The organism is Streptomyces sp. NPDC046716 (genome assembly GCF_040645755.1).
GTDB lineage: Bacteria > Actinomycetota > Actinomycetes > Streptomycetales > Streptomycetaceae > Streptomyces.
This window is the reverse complement of the sequence record NZ_JBEYYU010000001.1, coordinates 33,266-50,542: the sequence shown is the minus strand read 5'-3', so window position 1 is coordinate 50,542 and position 17,277 is coordinate 33,266. Positions and strand designations below refer to the sequence as shown.

15 protein-coding genes are annotated in these 17,277 nt (G+C 71.6%); 6 read left to right on the top strand and 9 right to left on the bottom strand.

Going from position 1 to position 17,277, the window contains the following annotated elements:
- Positions 1 to 54: 54 nt before the first annotated feature.
- Together ABZ930_RS00190 and ABZ930_RS00185 are read right to left on the bottom strand one after the other, a co-directional pair.
- The gene (locus ABZ930_RS00190; RefSeq protein WP_361538898.1) at positions 55 to 1,806 is read right to left on the bottom strand and encodes a discoidin domain-containing protein; all 1,752 of its coding nucleotides are present in this window, start codon (positions 1,804 to 1,806) and stop codon (positions 55 to 57) included.
- An 86-nt stretch (positions 1,807 to 1,892) separates the two neighbouring features.
- Complete coding sequence (locus tag ABZ930_RS00185) at positions 1,893 to 2,978, bottom strand: DUF1996 domain-containing protein (protein ID WP_361538895.1); 1,086 nt, start codon at positions 2,976 to 2,978, stop codon at positions 1,893 to 1,895.
- A gap of 348 nt (positions 2,979 to 3,326) precedes the next feature.
- Between ABZ930_RS00185 and ABZ930_RS00180 the strand changes: the two genes are divergently transcribed.
- Together ABZ930_RS00180 and ABZ930_RS00175 are read left to right on the top strand one after the other, a co-directional pair.
- Entirely contained in the window at positions 3,327 to 3,860 is a 534-nt protein-coding gene (locus tag ABZ930_RS00180; RefSeq protein WP_361538892.1) for a GNAT family N-acetyltransferase, read from the top strand.
- Positions 3,857 to 4,324: a pyridoxamine 5'-phosphate oxidase family protein gene (locus tag ABZ930_RS00175; RefSeq protein WP_361538889.1), complete on the top strand. Its 468-nt coding sequence runs from the start codon at positions 3,857 to 3,859 to the stop codon at positions 4,322 to 4,324. Before ABZ930_RS00180 ends, ABZ930_RS00175 begins: the two co-directional genes overlap by 4 nt.
- 54 nt (positions 4,325 to 4,378) lie before the next feature.
- Here ABZ930_RS00175 and ABZ930_RS00170 read toward each other — a convergent pair whose 3' ends face one another.
- Entirely contained in the window at positions 4,379 to 5,989 is a 1,611-nt protein-coding gene (locus tag ABZ930_RS00170) for an MDR family MFS transporter (protein WP_361538886.1), read from the bottom strand.
- A 162-nt stretch (positions 5,990 to 6,151) separates the two neighbouring features.
- On the bottom strand, positions 6,152 to 6,826 hold the full coding sequence (locus tag ABZ930_RS00165; protein ID WP_361538883.1) for a TetR family transcriptional regulator: 675 nt from the start codon (positions 6,824 to 6,826) through the stop codon (positions 6,152 to 6,154).
- A gap of 135 nt (positions 6,827 to 6,961) precedes the next feature.
- On the opposite strand from ABZ930_RS00165, the gene ABZ930_RS00160 reads away from it, so the two are divergent.
- A complete protein-coding gene (locus ABZ930_RS00160; protein ID WP_361538880.1) occupies positions 6,962 to 7,495 on the top strand; it encodes a DUF4232 domain-containing protein in 534 nt (177 codons plus the stop codon).
- 16 nt (positions 7,496 to 7,511) lie between these two features.
- Here the strand turns inward: ABZ930_RS00160 and ABZ930_RS00155 are convergent, their stop codons facing one another.
- The gene (locus ABZ930_RS00155; RefSeq protein ID WP_361538877.1) at positions 7,512 to 9,383 is read right to left on the bottom strand and encodes a discoidin domain-containing protein; all 1,872 of its coding nucleotides are present in this window, start codon (positions 9,381 to 9,383) and stop codon (positions 7,512 to 7,514) included.
- A 343-nt stretch (positions 9,384 to 9,726) separates the two neighbouring features.
- On the opposite strand from ABZ930_RS00155, the gene ABZ930_RS00150 reads away from it, so the two are divergent.
- Positions 9,727 to 11,505, top strand: coding sequence for a coagulation factor 5/8 type domain-containing protein (locus tag ABZ930_RS00150; protein ID WP_361538874.1), 1,779 nt, complete (start codon positions 9,727 to 9,729; stop codon positions 11,503 to 11,505).
- Here the strand turns inward: ABZ930_RS00150 and ABZ930_RS00145 are convergent.
- A complete protein-coding gene (locus tag ABZ930_RS00145; protein ID WP_361538871.1) occupies positions 11,494 to 11,745 on the bottom strand; it encodes a DUF5133 domain-containing protein in 252 nt (83 codons plus the stop codon). The two genes, ABZ930_RS00150 and ABZ930_RS00145, sit on opposite strands and share 12 nt — an antisense overlap.
- A gap of 91 nt (positions 11,746 to 11,836) precedes the next feature.
- Positions 11,837 to 12,556 (bottom strand): PP2C family protein-serine/threonine phosphatase, encoded by a 720-nt coding sequence (locus tag ABZ930_RS00140; RefSeq protein WP_361538868.1) that lies wholly within the window; start codon positions 12,554 to 12,556, stop codon positions 11,837 to 11,839.
- Between the two features lie 329 nt (positions 12,557 to 12,885).
- Here ABZ930_RS00140 and ABZ930_RS00135 point away from each other — a divergent pair, with 329 nt between their 5' ends.
- Positions 12,886 to 14,625, top strand: a complete 1,740-nt coding sequence (locus tag ABZ930_RS00135; RefSeq protein WP_361538865.1) for a GAF domain-containing protein — start codon at positions 12,886 to 12,888, stop codon at positions 14,623 to 14,625.
- 7 nt (positions 14,626 to 14,632) lie between these two features.
- Here the strand turns inward: ABZ930_RS00135 and ABZ930_RS00130 are convergent, their stop codons facing one another.
- Both ABZ930_RS00130 and ABZ930_RS00125 read right to left on the bottom strand, forming a co-directional pair.
- Complete coding sequence (locus ABZ930_RS00130) at positions 14,633 to 15,328, bottom strand: response regulator transcription factor (RefSeq protein WP_361538863.1); 696 nt, start codon at positions 15,326 to 15,328, stop codon at positions 14,633 to 14,635.
- A gap of 98 nt (positions 15,329 to 15,426) precedes the next feature.
- Complete coding sequence (locus ABZ930_RS00125) at positions 15,427 to 15,894, bottom strand: cyclic nucleotide-binding domain-containing protein (RefSeq protein ID WP_361538860.1); 468 nt, start codon at positions 15,892 to 15,894, stop codon at positions 15,427 to 15,429.
- A 448-nt stretch (positions 15,895 to 16,342) separates the two neighbouring features.
- On the opposite strand from ABZ930_RS00125, the gene ABZ930_RS00120 reads away from it, so the two are divergent.
- A complete protein-coding gene (locus tag ABZ930_RS00120; protein WP_361538857.1) occupies positions 16,343 to 17,203 on the top strand; it encodes a universal stress protein in 861 nt (286 codons plus the stop codon).
- Positions 17,204 to 17,277: the final 74 nt, after the last annotated feature.

Below are 17,277 nucleotides of genomic sequence, written 5' to 3'. Positions count from 1 at the left end.
CCGAGAACATGCCGGGCCCCCGCCGCGCGCCACGGCCGGCGGGGGCCCGTCCGATCAGTTGTAGACGCCGAACTCGTAGAGCGAGTAGCCGTATCCGGTCCCGCGCGCGGTGCCGTTGACGCGGACGTAGCGGCCGTTGCCGGAGACGTCGAAGTCGTCGACACCTCCGTTGCCGTCGGTCACCTCCTTGACGGTCCGCCAGTTCTGGCCGTCGTCGGAGGTCTGGATCGTGTAGGCCTTCGCGTACGAGGTCTCCCAGTTGAGCTGGACGTGCCGGAAGGACTGCTGGGAGCCGAGGTCCACCTGGAGCCACTGGGGGTCGCTCCAGTCGCTGGCCCAGCGGGTGTCGTTCTTGCCGTCGACGGCGGCGGACGCCAGGCACGGGCAGTCGCCGTAGTCGGACGTCTGCTGCGAGGAGGCGGTCGCGGGCCTGCCCTGGGCGATGTTCGTGCCGCTCACGGGCGGCGGCACAACGCGCACGGACCGGGTCTCGACGCCGACGTTGCCGCGGCCGTCGGTGGCCTTGACGTAGATCTTCCACACGCCCGGCCTGTCCGGCGCGGTCACCTTCAGCCGGCCGGAGCCCAGATCGGTGACCTTCAGCGGGGTCAGGTCCTTGCCCTGGTCGATGTACATGCTGTTGGCGAGGACCTCGTACGAGATCCGGTCGCCGTCGGGGTCGGTCACCTTGGTGGCGAGGGTGAGGTCGCGGCCCGCGGCCACCTTGGACGCGTCCCCCTCGACGCTCATCGAGGAGAAGACGGGCGGGGTGTTGTCGCCGGACGTGCTCGCGCCGTAGGCCTTCTTCACGGCGTAGTACGACAGACGCTTCTCGCCGGCGGGCAGCAGGTTGAACCAGATGCCGCCGAAGTCGTACTCGGTGCCGTAGTGGAACATCGTGGCGCCGAGGGCCACGCCCTGGTGTCCGGTGATGCATCCCCAAGCCTTGGTGTATCCCTCGGCCTTGGCCTGGTCGGTGGGCTCGGCGGGTACGCCGTTGGCGTCGTCGGGCACCTCCCACTCCCCCGCGGGACCGGTCTCCGTCACGATGTACGGCTTGGTGTAACCGCCTTGCTCCCAGGCGGACTTCACGTCGCAGACGGCGTTGTAGGAGTTGACGGCGTACAGGTCGAGGTCGGGCGCGTTCTTCTTGTAGTAGGGCCAGGCGCCGACCCAGGCGTCGGTGGAGGTGACGGGGTGGTTGGGGTCGACGGCGTGGATCTTCTTCGCCACGTCGTTGACGAACGTCGTGTACGCGTCGCGCTGCTTCTCCAGCTCGTCGCCGCTGTAGCAGTTCTGCAGCCCGAGGACCGACTCGTTGCCCACGTTCCACATGAGGACGCCGGGGTTGTCCTTGTAGGTCTCCACCCACTTGGGGAACTCGGCGAGCATGTTGTTCTTGTACGTCGTGTCGGTGAGGTAGTTGACGCAGCCGCCGCTGCCGGGACCGCCGCCGGGCTGCAGCCAGAATCCCGCGATCACCTTGATGCCGTTGGCGGCGGCCGTGTCGAACAGCGGCTTGCTGGAGGCGTCGGTGCCCCAGGTGCGGATCGTGTTGACGCCCATGGACTTGACGTCGGGCATGTACTTGGCGGCGTCCGCGACGGCGGGACCCCAGGTGAGGCCCTTCACCTGGTACGGGGATCCGTCGACGGTCAGCTGCCAGTGGCCCTGTGAGCCGGTCACCTTGACGACGCTGCCGGCGGCGTGGGCCTGCTGGCCGGGCAGCATCAGGGCGCAGGCCGCGAGGACACCGGCGGTGACGGGGGCGGCGAGACGCCGGCCTGCGGAGTGGGGTCGGGGCATGGGTATCTCCGGGGGGAAGTTTCGAGGTGGGGGTGGTGGGCGGGGCGTGGGCGGCCGGCTCCGGAAGGCACCGGCCACCGCTCACCTCAGGGGAGTTCGTAGTGCGCGTCGAGGACGGCACCGTCCTCCGGGTGGCTCTGGTCGTAGCCGCGCGGGTCGCACTGCAGACCGCCGACGACACAGTGGTCGACCATCGCCTTCAGCGTCCGGTCGTCCCAGGCGTTGAAGAAGTCGTAGTGGAAGGAGTGACCGGATCCGCTCGCCAGCCGGAGCTGCGACAGATCGCCGTTGACCGGGAAGGCCATCTTGAACTCGATCATGGGCAGCGCGACCGGGTGGTCGGTCGGGCAGATGTTGTTGTTCGTGCCGGGCTTCACCACCGGGTAGGCCATGTGGCTCTTGTGGTCCGGCGTGTCCAGGTACTTCCCGTCCCAGCAACTCGGCGCCTGGAAGCGGATGTTGACCTGGGTGTCCTGGCTGGTCGGGCAGCTCTTGGGGAAGTCGACGTTGAAGTAGCTCGTGCCGCACTCCCAGCCCTCGACGAACCCGGGGTGGTTGCGGAACTCCTCCGCCGTCTGCATCGGGCTGCCGACCACGAACCGGAGTCCCTTGGGGAACGGCCGCACGCTGGTGTAGTCGGTGACACCCGCCTTGTAGTAGATGGTCTGCTCGCCGACCGGGAGCACCGGCTTGTCCCCGTTGAGCATGGTGGGCATCCAGTACCCGGACTTGTCACCCGGGGCGAGGCACGAGGTCGAGCCGCTGTCGAGCGAGGCGGTGGTGCTGTTCGCGTCGGTCGTCGTGTTCCCCATGAAGGTGTGGTCGTGGGACTTGCCCGGCTGGCCGGGGTAGACGATCGGGTCGTCGGGCCTGGTGTGGGTGACCGTGCAGTGGGCCTGGAATTCGTGGAAGTAGCGGTGCGGCGGCTCCTTGTCGGACGGCTGGACGCCGGTGACCGGCGGGTTCGCCGGGATGTAGCCGTCGCCGTCCGGGTCGTCGCCGGACGCCTTGGTCGAGGCGGCCATCACGTGGCCCGTGTGCGCGACGGGGGCGGCGGACGCGACGGCGTCCGACTCCGCGCTGACGGCGGCCACGGCGCCCACCCCGAGCGAGGTGAGGACCAGGGCGCCGGATATCAGGGCCACCGAGAGGGATCGTGCTCTTCGAGCCATGGATACCTCCTGCGATGCAGGGTTGTTGGGGGGATGAGGGGCGCACCCTCGTGAGGTGGAGAAGCGTTGGAGAGCGCTCTCCCACATCCCGCAGTGTTCCGGCCGTGACGCGAGCCCGTCAAGGCTCGGTGAACATCTCGTTAATCGGTGGACCAACGCGCACTAGGAGCAACGGAGTTGCCTGTGCAGGTCAGAGGTGTCGACGCGCCGATGGAACCCGCGCAGGACTTCGGACCAAGTGCGCCACGCATGTCGGAGAGCGCTCTCCCAGATCGCCGCCCAAGCAGACACGAATCGGTGGATCATCGCTCTCGTGCGTGATCTGATGGCCCGGTGCAGGACGACGGCGTGAGAGACGCACCCCGGGTGAGAGAGCGCGACGAGGACGACCTCGCCGCGTGTGTCGGCGTGCTGGACACCGTGCACCGCGCGGACGGCTATCCCACGATCTGGCCGGACGATCCCGCGGCCTGGCTCGGTCCCGGCGCGGACGGCCGGGCCTGGGTCGCGGAGCGGGCGGGGCGGATCGTCGGGCACGTCGCGCTGGTCCGGCCCGCCGCGGACGACGTCGCCCCCACGCTGCTTCGGCACGGACCGACCGCCCCGCTCGCCGTCAGCCGGCTCTTCGTCGATCCCGCCGCCCGCGGGCTGCGCGTCGGCGCCCTCCTGCTGGCGCGGGCCGCCGACGCGGCGCACGCCGAAGGAGCCCGTACCGTCCTCGACGTCGTCACCACGGACAGGGCCGCGATCGCGCTGTACGAGCGGCTCGGCTGGACGTTCCTCGGGACGGGACGCCAGCGGTGGGCGCCGGGCACGTCGGTCGCCGTACGCTGCTACGCGGCGCCCGCCGCGAGCCGATCACTCCCGAGGGAGACTCCATGACCGAGGCCGCGCCCGCCCGTTCGGCGAAGCAGCGCAAGCAGGACACTCTGGACCGCCTGGAGCGCGACGTCGACGTGTGGGTGGCGACGGCCGACCCGGAGCACGGGACGCCGTACATGATGCCGCTGTCGTTCCTGTGGCACGACGGGGCGCTGATCGTCTCGACCCGGGCCACGAACCCGGTGGCCCGCAACCTGGTGGCGACCGGGAGGGTGCATCTGGGGCTCGGGGAGACCCGGGACGTCGTGCACATCGAGGGAGCGGCGGAGGTCCTCGCCGACGACGAGCTGACGCCCACGCTGGGTGACGCGTTCGCCGCGAAGACGGGCTTCGACCCGCGGGCCTCGTCGGCGCCGTACCCGTACTTCCGTATCCGCCCCCTGCGTGTCCAGGCTTGGCGCGAGGTGAACGAGCTCGACGGGCGGGACCTGATGCGCGACGGAGCCTGGCTGACCGCGGGCTGACGCACGTGTGCCCCGCACCGCGCGGGCGGTGCGGGGCACATCGGGCGGTGCGGGTCAGCCGACCGGCTGCGGCTCCTTGTCGGCCGGGGCCTCGGGACCGGCGTTCTCGGCGTGCCAGTCCGCGGTGTCGGCCAGCGGCTTCTCCTTCAGGACGAAGGCGAGCACCAGGCCGACCCCGAAGACGGGCAGCAGGTACAGGAAGATCGGGACGAGGGACTCCTGGTAGGCGTTGACGACCGTGTCGCGCAGCTCCGTCGGGAGCGACCTGACCAGCGCCGGCGTCAGCGAGTCGCTGTCACCGATCTTGCCCGCGGCCTCGGCCGGGATGCTCGCGGCGAGCTTGTCGGTGAGGCGGCTGGCGAACACGGCGCCGACGACGGCGACGCCGAGGGTCGCGCCGATCTCCCGGAAGAAGTTGTTCGCGGAGGTCGCGGTGCCGACCTCCGAGGCCGGGAAGTCGTTCTGCACGGCGAGGACCAGCGTCTGCATCATCAGACCCACGCCGGCGCCCGCGAGACCGACGTAGACGCAGACGACCCAGACCGGGTCGGAGACGTCGAGCGTCGACATCAGGTAGGCGACGATCATGATGATGACGGTGCCGACGATCGGATAGATCTTGTAGCGGCCGGTCTTGGACATGATGGCGCCGGACGGCAGGGCGGTGGCCATGATGCCGACGACCATCGGGATGAGCAGCAGACCGGACTCGGTGGCCGACTTGCCGTAGACCATCTGCAGGTACGTGGGCATGTAGCCGACGATCGCGAACATGCCGAGGCCGATCACGATCATGCCCAGCAGGGTGGCGACGTTGAAGATCGGCGAGCGGAACAGGTGCAGCGGGATGACCGGCTCCTCGGCGCGACGCTCGGCGACGAAGAACAGCACCCAGGCCACGATCGCGCCGATGCCGAGGCCGATGACCAGCGGGTCGCTCCACTCGTACTGCGTACCGCCCCAACTGGCGAACAGGACGGTGCAGGTGACGGCCGCGGCCATCAGCGCGGTGCCGAGGTAGTCGAGCGTGACGTCGACGGCCTTGCGCGGCAGCTTGATCGCGACGGCGGCGACGAAGAGGGCGAGCACGCCGAGCGGGAGGTTGACCCAGAACGCCCAGCGCCAGGAGTGGGCGTCGGTGAACCAGCCGCCGAGCAGCGGTCCGACGACGGACGACAGGCCGAATACCGCGCCCATCGGCGCCATGTACTTGGCGCGCTCGCGCGGCGGAACCAGGTCGGCGATGATCGCCTGCGAGGTGATCATGAGGCCACCGCCGCCGAGGCCCTGGAGGGCGCGGCCGGCGATCAGCGTGCCCATGTTCTGGGCGAGTCCGCAGACCACCGAGCCCACCAGGAACAGGGCTATGCCCGCGAGGAAGATGTTCTTGCGGCCCATGAGGTCGCCGAGCTTGCCGTAGACCGGCATGCCGATGGTGGCGGCGAGGATGTAGGCGGTGGTGATCCACGCCATGTGCTCGATGCCGTTGAGTTCGCCGACGATGGTCGGCAGCGCCGTCGACACGATGGTCTGGTCGAGCGCGCCGAGCAGCATGGTCAGCATCAGCGCGGCGAAGATCAGCCCGAAGTTGGCGGGCTTCACCGTGTTCTCGGCCGCCGGGTCGGGACCGGTGTCCATGCCCTCGGTTGCGGGGGCGTGCGTCATTGCGTGCTTCTCCGATGAGGTGGGTGCGAGTGGATCAGGTCTGACTGCGCGCGCGGCGTCGGGGAGAGCGGTTGCCGCGTACGGATCCCGCGGTGCCGCGGGGTGTCGGGGAGAGGTGCGTGGGTGACCGCGACGGGGGAGGTCGGTCACACGGAGGGGCGGCTACTTCACCGCGTCCGGTCCCGGCCGCACGGTGCCTGCGGCGAGGAGGGCCCGCAGGGTGGCGAAGGAGCCGCGGATGGAGCCGGCGGGGCCGTCGCCCCCCGCCCCTTCGACGGGGCCGCTCTCCTGCGACCACCGCTTGAGTCCGCTGCGCACGGTCGCCATGGCGATGCCCGCGAGCAGCTCGGCGTCCTCGCCGTCGGCCGGGGTGCCGGTGCGGCGCGCGACGGTGCCGGCGAGGTCCCGCTCCACCGCCTCGCACTGGGCGAGGAACGTGGCCAGCACCGAGGGCACGCCCTCGGCGATGCGCAGGGTGTCCTCCAGCTCCCGGGGGCCCGGGGCGGCCTCCTGGAGATGGTCGGCGAGGACGTCCCCGAGGTCGCGCAGCACGGCGTCGGTGTCCTGCCCGTCCCCCTCGGCGAAGCGGTCGGCGAGGGCGGGCGGCAGAGCGCCGGGCAGGGCGAAGAGCGCGGCTTCCTTGCTCGGGAAGTAGTTGAAGAAGGTACGGGGGGAGACCCCCGCCTCCTTGCTGATCATCTCCACGGTGACGCGCGCGAAGCCGTGCTCGCGGGCGAGACGCAGCGTCGTCGCGTGCAGTTCGGCGCGCGTCTCGCGCCGCCTGCGCGCGCGGAGGCCCTCGGCGGGGGCGTCCGGCTGCGGGTGGGAGGTGGTCACGAGCGGGATTCTTGCACACCGTGCAAACTTGCGGTCACTGCACCCCCGCGACATTCATGGTGTCCCAGATCACCCATTCGGTATAACGTGCAATGTACCCATTTCGACTTATCCACCAGTTTGCGGGGATCCACGATGCGCGCTCGTCACATCGCAGCCGCCGCCACGGCGACCCTCACCCTTGCCGTCCTCAGCGCACCGGCCGCCGTGTCGGCCACCGCGCCCGCCGCGTGCGGCGAGAACGGTCTGACCTTGCGGGCCCAGCCGTCCGACGACAGCGAGGGCGTCATCGGGCTCAGCGTGCGCAACGACTCGGACCGGGCCTGCACCGTCGACGTCGCACCGACGGTGACGTACGGAGACCTGGACGGTGCGGCCCAGCCGCGGCCGGCCACCGAGAGCGGCACGTACGAGCTGGCCCCGCACGCCACCGCGTACGCGGCCGTCCGCTCGCTCGCCGCGACGGACACCGACGACCAGCCGCCGACCGTGCCGTCCCTGCGGGTGGCCGCGTCGCCGGACCAGAGCGGCCGGGGCTTCCAGGCGATGACGCTCGGCGCCCCGACCGGGATCCAGGTCTGGGAGCCGGTGACGACACCGTGGATGGCGTCACCGGCCCGGGCCGAGCGGGTCATCGAGGACCAGACGGCCGGCTGGTTCCAGGCCTAGAAGGACGCGCCGGGCGTCAGCCCTTCTGTTCGACGCGGACCCAGTCGATCTGTGCCTGGACGCCGCCGCGCGCGATCGCGTCGACGCTGGACTGCGGCAGGCCCCAGTAGGGCTGGGTGACCTTGTTCCAGCCGGCCGGGTAGGCCCCGCCGAGCGCGAGGTTGAGGATCAGGTACTGGTTGCGGTCGAAGACCCACTGCCCGCGCGTGGACTCCAGCTTGGTGCGCGACGTGCGCTGGACGACCCGGTCGTCGACGGTGAAGCGCATCTCGGTCGGCGTCCACTCCACGCCGTAGGTGTGCCACTGGTCGGCGGTGGAGCCGCCCGGATAGTGCGCTTGCGCGCCGATGTTGCCGTCGGCGGAGTAGCCGGGGCCGTGCAGCGCCGAGCTGGTCCAGTCGCCGTAGCCGATGTTCTCCATGATGTCGGTCTCGCCGGACGCGGGCCAGGACACCGAGGGATCGTCGACATTGCTGCCCAGCAGCCAGAACGCGGGCCAGAACCCGTCTCCGACGGGCAGTTTCATGCGGGCGCTCACCTTGCCGTAGGTGAAGTCCAGCTTGGTGTGGGTGTCGATCCGGCCCGAGGTGAAGTCGTAGGTGCCGCCGCCCGCCTTGGTGCAGCCCTTGCAGTACTTGGCGGCGAGGACCAGATTGCCGTTCTCGGTGCGGATGTTGTCGGTGGAGTCGACATAGGCCTGCGACTCGCCGTTGACCGGGCCCATCTCCGTGCCGGTTCTCACCACGCGCCACTTGGAGCGGTCGAGGGCGGCCCCGGTGAAGTCGTCGAAGAACGTCGTGCGGTACGTGCCCGACTGCTCGCCGGGCAGGGCCGGGTAGGCGGCGTCGGCGCTGCCTCCGGTGCCCCAGACCTGGAACTCGTAGAGCGAGTAGCCGAATTGGGCGGTCGCGGGCGCCGGGTTGTAGAACGAGCGGCGCTCCTTGCCGAGCATGCGGATGTACCGTCCGGTGGCCGGGGAGGGCAGCTGGACGGTGTCGTGCCGGCCCGTCGCGTCGCCCGGCGACTTGATGTCGGCGCGGCGTGCGGCGATCTCGGCGGCGCTCGGGCGGTAGACGGTGCGCCAGGTCCTGTTGTCGTCGGAGACCTGGAGTTCGTAGTCGACGGCGTACGCGGCCTCCCAGTAGAGGTCGACGCTGCTGACGGTGGAGGTCGCGCCCAGGTCGACGGAGACCCAGCGGTCCGCGTTCCAGTCGCTGGACCAGCGGGTCTGGTCGGCCTTGAGGTCGGCGGGCCAGCCGCCGTCGGTGACGAACGCCGGTGAATTGCCCGCGTGCTGGTAGTAGTTGCTGTACGCGGGGTGGTGCAGGGCGAGATTGGTGCGGGCGGTGGAGGCGGGGGCCGGGGTGCCGCCGTAGACCTTGAACGAGTACAGGGAGTAACCGTAGGGCGTGGCGCGTTCGATGCCGCGCAGGCGGACGTAGCGGCCCCGCACCTCCTGCGGATAGGTGTGCGCGGTGACGCTGCCGCCGGTGCCGGCGTCCTCGGTGTAGAAGGGCTGCCAGTCGGTGCCGTTCTTCGAGACCTCGAGGACGTAGCGCTTGCCGTAGGCGGCCTCCCAGTCGAGGGTCACGCGGTCGATCCGCAGGGTCGCGCCGAGGTCGACGCGCAGCCACGCGGTGTCCGAGAACTCGCTCGACCAGCGGGAATTGGGGTCCGCGTCGACGGCCTTGCCGGGGGTGGTGCCGGCGTTCTCGCTGCCGGAGGCGGTGACGGACGCGGGGTTCGCCGCATAGGCGGCGGCCGCGAGATCGGTGGTCCAGTCGGCCGCCGCGGCAGCGGCGGTGGGCGGTGCGGCGAGGGCCTGCGGTGCGAGGACCAGGGCGGCGAGGGCCGTGGCGGCGCAAGCGAGCAGGAGGGGACGGCGCATGTCTCTCCTTCACGGGTTCACGGATGTGGAATGCCACGGAGCGTGCACAAGAGGCCGGAAGGAGAGCGCTCCGGGGCGGAACGTATGGGGGTCCTCCCCGGTGTGTCAACGGGGGCGGCGGGGACAGCGGTGACACAAGGCGAAGTACAGCCTTTCTGACACTTCCTGAAGCCCAGGGAAACCTCAACTGCCGCTTGTGGGCGTTTTGTTGAGAGTTCGGCTCGGGAATCACGCGAATTTCGGTCACAACTCTTGACGCCCGATTCACTCACCTGAAACATGCGTCGCCAGGAGAGCGCTCCCACACCCCCACTCGTTCACTTCATGAACCAGGAGAGTCGCTGTGCCCCACTCCCCCACATCCCTGTCCCGCCGTACGGTCCTCGGCGCGGCCGCCGCGACGGCGGCGCTGCCCGCGATCGGTGCCGCCACGGCGTCCGCCGCCGAGGCCCGGCCGGCCGCGACGGCGACGAAGCTCGAGGCCGGCGGCGACCTCGGCCCCAACGTCATCGTGTTCGACCCGTCCACCCCCGGGATTCAGGCCAAGCTGGACGAGATCTTCCAGCAGCAGGAGACGGCCCAGTTCGGCACCGGCCGCTACGCACTGCTGTTCAAGCCGGGCACGTACAGCGGGCTCAACGCCCAGCTCGGCTTCTACACCTCGATCTCCGGCCTGGGTCTCTCCCCCGACGACACCACGATCAACGGCGATGTGACGGTCGACGCCGGCTGGTTCGACGGCAACGCCACGCAGAACTTCTGGCGCAGCGCCGAGAACCTGGCCCTCGTGCCGGTCAGCGGCACGAACCGGTGGGCGGTCGCGCAGGCGGCCCCGTTCCGCCGGATGCATGTGCGCGGCGGCCTGAACCTGTCGCCCGACGGCTACGGCTGGGCGAGCGGCGGCTACATCGCCGACAGCCGCGTCGACGGGTCCGTGGGCCCGTACTCGCAGCAGCAGTGGTACACGCGTGACTCATCGGTCGGCGGCTGGCTCAACGCCGTCTGGAACATGGTCTTCTCGGGCGTCGAGGGCGCCCCCGCGCAGAGCTTCCCCGACCCTCCGTACACGACGCTCGACACGACGCCGGTCTCCCGCGAGAAGCCGTTCCTGTACCTGGACGGCGCCGACTACAAGGTGTTCCTGCCCGAGAAGCGGACGAACGCGCGGGGCACCAGCTGGGGCAACGGCACGCCGCGCGGCACGTCGGTGCCGCTGACGCAGTTCTACGTGGCTCAGCCCGGGGACGGCGCCGACACCCTGAACGCCGCTCTCGACCAGGGCCTCCACCTGCTGCTCACGCCGGGCATCTACCACCTCGACGCGCCGCTCCAGGTGAAGCGGGCGGGCACTGTCGTGCTCGGGCTCGGCTACGCGACGCTCATCCCGGACGGCGGCGCCACGGCCGTGCGGGTGGCCGACGTGGACGGGGTGCGGCTCGCCGGGTTCCTGGTGGACGCCGGGACGGTCAACTCCGACACCCTGCTGGAGATCGGGCCGTCGGGCGCGTCCGCCGACCACTCCGCCGATCCGATCACCGTGCAGGACGTGTTCGTGCGGATCGGCGGCGCGGGCGCCGGCAAGGCGACCACCAGTCTGGTGGTCAACGCGCGGAACACCATCGTCGACCACACCTGGATCTGGCGCGCCGACCACGGCGACGGCGTCGGCTGGGACACCAACCGGGCCGACTACGGCGTCGTGGTCAACGGCGACGACGTGCTGATGACCGGCCTGTTCGTGGAGCACTTCAACAAGTACGACGTGCAGTGGTCCGGCGAGCGCGGCCGCACCATCTTCTTCCAGAACGAGAAGGCGTACGACGCCCCGAACCAGGCCGCGGTCCAGGACGGCTCGGTCAAGGGATTCGCCGCCTACAAGGTCGCCGACTCGGTGACGGAACACGAGGGCTGGGGGCTCGGTTCGTACTGCTTCTACAACACGGACCCGACCATCCGGCAGGACCACGGGTTCGCCGTGCCGGACAAGCCGGGGGTGAAGTTCCACGGCCTCTCCGTCGTCTCCCTCGGCGGCAAGGGCCAGTTCGAGCACGTCATCAACAGCACGGGCGGGGCCACCTCGGGCTCCGACACGGTGCCCTCCACGGTCGTGTCATACCCCTGAGGTACGCGGCCGGGGCGCCCCGATGAGCGAGTCGTCGTGGACCCGGGCACCGGGCAGCCGGTACCGGGCCGCGACGAGCGCGGCGTCGACGTCCCGGGTGCCGGTGGCGACGCACAGGCTGTAGGAGACGTCGGCCAGGCGGCGGCGCGCCTCGGGGCCGCCGTCCTCGGCGTCCAGCGCGCTCAGCGACTCGTACTCGCGGACGAGATCGGCCAGCAGAACGGGGTGGGCCAGCAGCATCGGCAGGTGCTCCTCGGTTCGGGGTGAGCCGGACAGTTCCGCGATTTCCCGCGCCCCCGTCTCCCAAACGGGCGGCGGGGCGCGGGCATGATCACGCGTGCAGGAGGGCGGGCGCCGCCTCCACGGCGAGCAGCGAGGCGTCGTCCTGGAGGCTGCCCCGCGCATGGTGCAGGAGATCGGCGGTGAGGGCCGCGGTGAACACCTCGAGCGGCCGGCCCGCCAGTTCGGCTGCACGCTCGGCGAGCGGATAGAAGTCACCGTCGGCGTCGCGGGCCTCGGTGACCCCGTCCGTGTGCAGCAGCATGCGCTCCCAGGCACACGCGGGCACCGGCTGGGCGGCGCACCAGCCGTGGGCGAGGTCGAGGAGGCCGAGCGGGGGCGCCGGCGCGGGCACCGCGGCGGGCACGGCGCCGCCGTCGCGGATCAGCAGGGGCGGCGGGTGACCGCAGCAGACCAGATCGGCCGCGCCGTCGGGGGCGATCGTGAGCAGGGCGGCGGTGACGAAGCGGTCGGGTTCCGCCGAGTGCGCGACCGCGGAGTGCAGCCGTACCGCGAGCGCCTCCAACGAGCGCTCCCGCGAAGCCAGTTCGCTCCAGGCCTCCAGTACCGTGCCCGCGGTGCGCGCACCCTCGCGCCCCTTGCCCATCGCGTCGCCGATAAGCAGCCGGGTACCGAACGGCGTGTTGAGGACACCGTGCAGATCCCCGGCCGCCCCACCGCGCCCGGTCCCCGCGGTCAGCCGCCGGGCGCTGACGCTCAGGGAGCCGACCGTGTCCGGGTGGGAGGTGCGCGACGACGGGCGGACGGTCATGGGGGGCCTTCCGAAAGTGCGGCCGGATGCCAGGTGGAGAGGGGCGCGGCGGGCGGGACCCACGGAAGTGTAGTCACCTCGACGCGCTGTGTGACGGATTCCCTCAAGTCCTGGTGCATCGCGTGAAACAGGCGCGCGCCCGCGGTGTCGCGCTCCCCCGGCGACCCCGTCACCACCGGGCGCGCCGCCCCCTCCTTCCCCACGGACGCGCCGCGGACGTACGGTCCGCGGCGTTTCGCGCGGCGGGGTGCGACGAAGCAGGTCGTCGCGGCGCGCCCAGCCGCTACCGTGAGAGTCGCAACGCGTCGTCCACGTCTGGCGGAGGCGGAATGGGCGTAGAGGAGGCACGGGGGCCCGGACCACTGCCCCGTCTGCGTCTCGATGAACTCCTTGAGGAACTCCAGGTCAGGATCGATGCCGTCCGGGGCACCAGGAATCGGCTGCAGGGCCTGCTCGAGGCCGTGCTGTCGGTGGGGCAGGAGCTGGACCTCTCCCAGGTGCTGCGGCGCATCGTGGAGGCTGCGATCGTGCTGGTCGACGCCGAGTACGGCGCCGTCGGGGTGATCGGTGAGGACCGGCGCAAGCTGTCGCAGTTCCTGCCCGTCGGCATCGACGACGAACTGCGGGCGCGGATCGGCGACCTGCCCTCCGGGCACGGACTGCTGGGCGAGCTGATCCGGCACCCGGAGCCGCTGCGGCTGCACGAGCTGGCCGAGCACCCTGCCTCGTCCGGCTTCCCGCCGCACCATCCGCCGATGCACAGCTTCGTGGGAGTGCCGATCCGGGTGCGGGAGGCCGTGTTCGGCAATCTGTACCTGACCGAGAAGCGCGACGGCGGCGACTTCGACGACGAGGACGTGGCCGTGCTGCAGACGCTGGCCGCGGCGGCGGGTGTCGCCATCGAGAACGCCAGGCTGTACGAGGAGGTGCGGCTGCGCGAGCGCTGGCTCCAGCTGAGCGCGGAGTTCTCCGGCAGTCTGCTGTCGGGCGCCGGGGAGACCCAGGTGCTGCGGCTGATGGTGGAGCGGGCGCGGGAGATCACCGGAGCCGACCTCGGGGTGATCGCACTGGTCGTGCCGGGCCGCGAGGAACTGCACGAGGTGCTGGCCCTGGGCCGCCAGGCCCCCGCGCACCACGACATCGTCCTGCCGCGCCGTGGCACGTTCGCCGGGACCGCGCTGGCCGCGGGCGAGCTGGTCACCTCCGACGACATCCGCAAGGATCCCCGGATCACCTATCAGCCCGCCCGGTGGGACGGTCTCGGGCCCGCGGTGGCGATGCCCCTCGGCGCTCCCGACCGGGAGCGCGGGGTGCTGATGCTGGCCCGTCACGCGGAGGAGCAGCCGTTCTCCGCGGCCGAGCTGACCCCTCTGGTGGGTTTCGCCGGGCAGGCGACGCTCGCCCTCGAACTGTCCGACCGGCGGCGCGACGCGGAGCAGATGAGCCTCCTGGAGGACCGCGACCGGATCGCCCGCGACCTGCACGACCTGGCGATCCAGCGGCTGTTCGCGACCGGGATGACGCTGCAGAGCGCGCAGCGGTTCGTGCAGCACCCGGAGGCGGCGGAGCGTCTGATGCGGGCCGTGGACGACCTCGACACCACCATCAAGATCATCCGGTCGACCATCTTCGGGCTGCGGGAGCGCGACGCCCCGCCGACCGGCGCGGGTCTGCGGATCCGGGTGGTGCGGGCCGTGGAGGAGGCGGCGCGGGTGCTCGGCTTCACCCCTGCCCTGCGCATGGAGGGCCTGGTCGACGTGGACGTGCCGGGACCGGTGGCCGACGACGTCCTCGCCGTGCTCGGCGAGGCGCTGACCAACGTCGCCCGTCACGCCCGGGCGTCGTCGGCCGAGGTCGTCCTGGTCGTCAGGGGCGGCGCCGTCACCCTGAGCGTCCTCGACGACGGGATCGGCATCACCATCGAGCCGGACGCCCATCGCAGTGGGCTCGCGAATCTGGCGGCGCGGGCCGCGCGGCGCGACGGGACGCTGACGGCCGAACCGCGCGAGGACGGCGGCACCCGGCTGGTGTGGACCGTCCCGCTCGGAGAACCGGACCGATCGGACTGACGGCTCGTCACGGGGTCTTGGGCGGCAGCCGGGTGGCGAGCACGGCCGCCTGGATGCGGCGCTCGACGCCCAGCTTGGCGAGCAGTCGCGAAATGTTGTTCTTCACGGTCTTCTCGGACAGGAAGAGGCGCTGGCCGATCTGCCGGTTGGTCAGGCCCTCACCGACCAGTTCGAGGATGTCCCGCTCCCGTTCGGTGAGTTCGACGGCCTGGCCGTCGGGCGGTCCGCCGCTCTCCGCGGAGCGCTGCTCTGGTCCGCGCAGGCTGCGCATCAGCCGGGCCGTCGTCGCCGGGTCGAGCATCGACTCGCCGGAGGCGACGGTGCGTACGGCGGAGATCAGGTCGGAGCCCTTGATCTGCTTCAGCACATAGCCCGAGGCGCCCGCCATGATGGCGTCCAGCAGCGCGTCGTCGTCGTCGAACGAGGTGAGCATCAGACAGCTCACCTCCGGCAGCAGCGTGCGCAGTTCACGGCAGACCGTGATCCCGTCGCCGTCCGGGAGCCGGACGTCGAGCACGGCCACGTCGGGCCGCAGCGCGGGCCCCCGGGCGAGGGCCTGCGCCGCGGTCGCCGCTTCCCCCACGACCTCCAGGTCGGGCTCGGCCCCGAGGAGGTCGCGCAGCCCGCGCCGGACCACTTCGTGGTCGTCGAGGAGCAGGATGCGGACGGGTTCGTCGGCACTGAAAGTGCGTGGCGGCTGCATGGCGGCCCTCCCCTCCGAGGTCGTCCCCTAGATCCTGGGGGCGCTCGGGGGTGATCCGCCAGGGCCGAACGGCCCCGATCTCCTGCCCTACGGGACCGTCACCCGAACAGGGCCCCACCGGATCCGTACGGCGCGTAGAGGTCGAGGAGCCGGGTGCGGGTGGTCTTGAGACGGTGGGCGAGGACCTGGGCGACCCATTGGGTGACGAACAGGCCGAGTCCGGGGTCGGACGCGCACATCAGGCGGACCGTGACGGCGTCGAACTCCGCGGCCTGCACGGGAGTTCGGGCCTGTGCGCCGTACTGCCACACGTACGGCGGGAACAGCCAGGACCAGCCGACGAGTTCACCGTGCCCCAAGGACTCGACGACGGGTGCGCTGCGCCCGGGTACCCGCACGTCGAGGCCGACGCCGCCGCTGCGCACGATCCAGAAGTGGTCGGCGCGGGCGCCCTCCTCGAAGAGCCGGGTGCCCGGGGGAAACGTCACGTCACGGGCGAGGCGCATCAGCCGGTCCCGGTAGGTCTCGGGCAGGGCCTGGCTCATCCGCGGGGCCGTGGTGGTCATGGGGCGGCCTCCTTCCGGGGGCATCGCGCCGGCGACCGGGAACGTTTCCCTCCGAAGGGGTGGGGCGCGGGCGGGGCCGGACGATCGGCGGCGCCCGGTCCTGCCCGCGGCCCTCCTCCACTCCGGACTGCCGTCGTGCGACAGATCCACCCTGCGGGGCCGCCCGCCGTGCAGCCAGGGGCCGAACGGCTCTGCCGGGGGGCCTGTCGGTTCCGTGGGCACTCGGGGCACCCGGTGGCCCCACGGTGGGGCCGAACGTCCCGGTGACCAGGGCCGGTTCACCTCTCCCGGCGATGGTGGTCCCGGTGGGACCGTCCTCAGGACGTGCGCCGTCGCGAGCCCCGGCCGGATCGTGCGCCGCCCGCGCCGCACGCACGACTGACCCCGCCCTGGCGTGGAACCCGAGCGGCAGGACACCGTTCCGCCTCATCGTCCTGGAGGTTCCGTCATGACCACCCTTCGCGTCCTGAGCGTCGGGACCGACGGCTCACGCGAGAGCATGGACGCCGCCGACTGGGCCGCCCGCGAGGCGCTGCGCCGCGGGCTGCCGCTGCGTCTGGTGCACGCCGGAAGCAGCCGCAGGACCACGCCCCCGCCCCTGGACGTCGATCTGCCCCGGCGCGCCGTTCTCGACCGGACCGCGCTTCAACTCTCCTACGCGCACCCGGCGTTGCAGATCCTGGCCCGTCGCAGGCCGCAGCCTCCGGTCGGCGCGCTGCTGGAGGCGGCGGCGAACTCCGAGACGCTGGTGCTGGGTTCGCGGGGCTTCACCGGATACGCCGGGTTCCTCGTCGGCTCCGTCGCGCTCTCCGTGACGACCCGTGCGCCGTGCCCGGTCGTGCTGGTGCGGGCCGGCGCGCTCCCCCAGGACGAGCGGACGCCCGAGGGGCGGTTCCGGCCGGTGGTCGTCGGCCTCGACACGGCGTCCGTCACCGACGACGTCCTCAGCTACGCGTTCGAGACCGCGGCCCTGCGCGAGGCACCGCTGCACGCGGTGCACACCTGGCAGCTGCCGCCGCTGGACGGCCGTGTGCGTGGCGGAGCCCCGGCCGGTGACCCGGCCCACCACGAGTCGCTCGGCCGCCAGGCGCTGTCGGCCGCTCTTCAGGCCTGGCGGGCGAAGTACCCGGAGGTGGAGGTGTCGGAGCGACTGCTGTACGGGCAGCCCGGCCACCATCTGCTGAAGGCGTCGACGCGGGCGAGCCTGACCGTGATCGGGCGGCGCGCCGACGCGCTCCGGCTGGGCGCGAGCGCCCACTCCGTGGTGCATCACGCGACGAGCCCCGTGGCGGTCGTGCCGCACAGCTGATCGCGGACCGGCCGCCGGGCCCTCTACCCGGCCGCGCCTCCTCCCTCGTACGCTCGACGTCCCCACATCACGAG

What these genes read in the sequence shown, in the direction of transcription:
- ABZ930_RS00135 (WP_361538865.1), top strand. Translation starts at nt 12,886, where the DNA reads ATGGGCGTAGAGGAGGCACGGGGGCCCGGACCACTGCCCCGTCTGCGT.
- ABZ930_RS00185 (WP_361538895.1), bottom strand. Translation starts at nt 2,978, where the DNA reads ATGGCTCGAAGAGCACGATCCCTCTCGGTGGCCCTGATATCCGGCGCC.
- ABZ930_RS00140 (WP_361538868.1), bottom strand. Translation starts at nt 12,556, where the DNA reads ATGACCGTCCGCCCGTCGTCGCGCACCTCCCACCCGGACACGGTCGGC.
- ABZ930_RS00170 (WP_361538886.1), bottom strand. Translation starts at nt 5,989, where the DNA reads ATGACGCACGCCCCCGCAACCGAGGGCATGGACACCGGTCCCGACCCG.
- ABZ930_RS00125 (WP_361538860.1), bottom strand. Translation starts at nt 15,894, where the DNA reads ATGACCACCACGGCCCCGCGGATGAGCCAGGCCCTGCCCGAGACCTAC.
- ABZ930_RS00190 (WP_361538898.1), bottom strand. Translation starts at nt 1,806, where the DNA reads ATGCCCCGACCCCACTCCGCAGGCCGGCGTCTCGCCGCCCCCGTCACC.
- ABZ930_RS00145 (WP_361538871.1), bottom strand. Translation starts at nt 11,745, where the DNA reads ATGCTGCTGGCCCACCCCGTTCTGCTGGCCGATCTCGTCCGCGAGTAC.
- ABZ930_RS00130 (WP_361538863.1), bottom strand. Translation starts at nt 15,328, where the DNA reads ATGCAGCCGCCACGCACTTTCAGTGCCGACGAACCCGTCCGCATCCTG.
- ABZ930_RS00155 (WP_361538877.1), bottom strand. Translation starts at nt 9,383, where the DNA reads ATGCGCCGTCCCCTCCTGCTCGCTTGCGCCGCCACGGCCCTCGCCGCC.
- ABZ930_RS00160 (WP_361538880.1), top strand. Translation starts at nt 6,962, where the DNA reads ATGCGCGCTCGTCACATCGCAGCCGCCGCCACGGCGACCCTCACCCTT.
- ABZ930_RS00175 (WP_361538889.1), top strand. Translation starts at nt 3,857, where the DNA reads ATGACCGAGGCCGCGCCCGCCCGTTCGGCGAAGCAGCGCAAGCAGGAC.
- ABZ930_RS00120 (WP_361538857.1), top strand. Translation starts at nt 16,343, where the DNA reads ATGACCACCCTTCGCGTCCTGAGCGTCGGGACCGACGGCTCACGCGAG.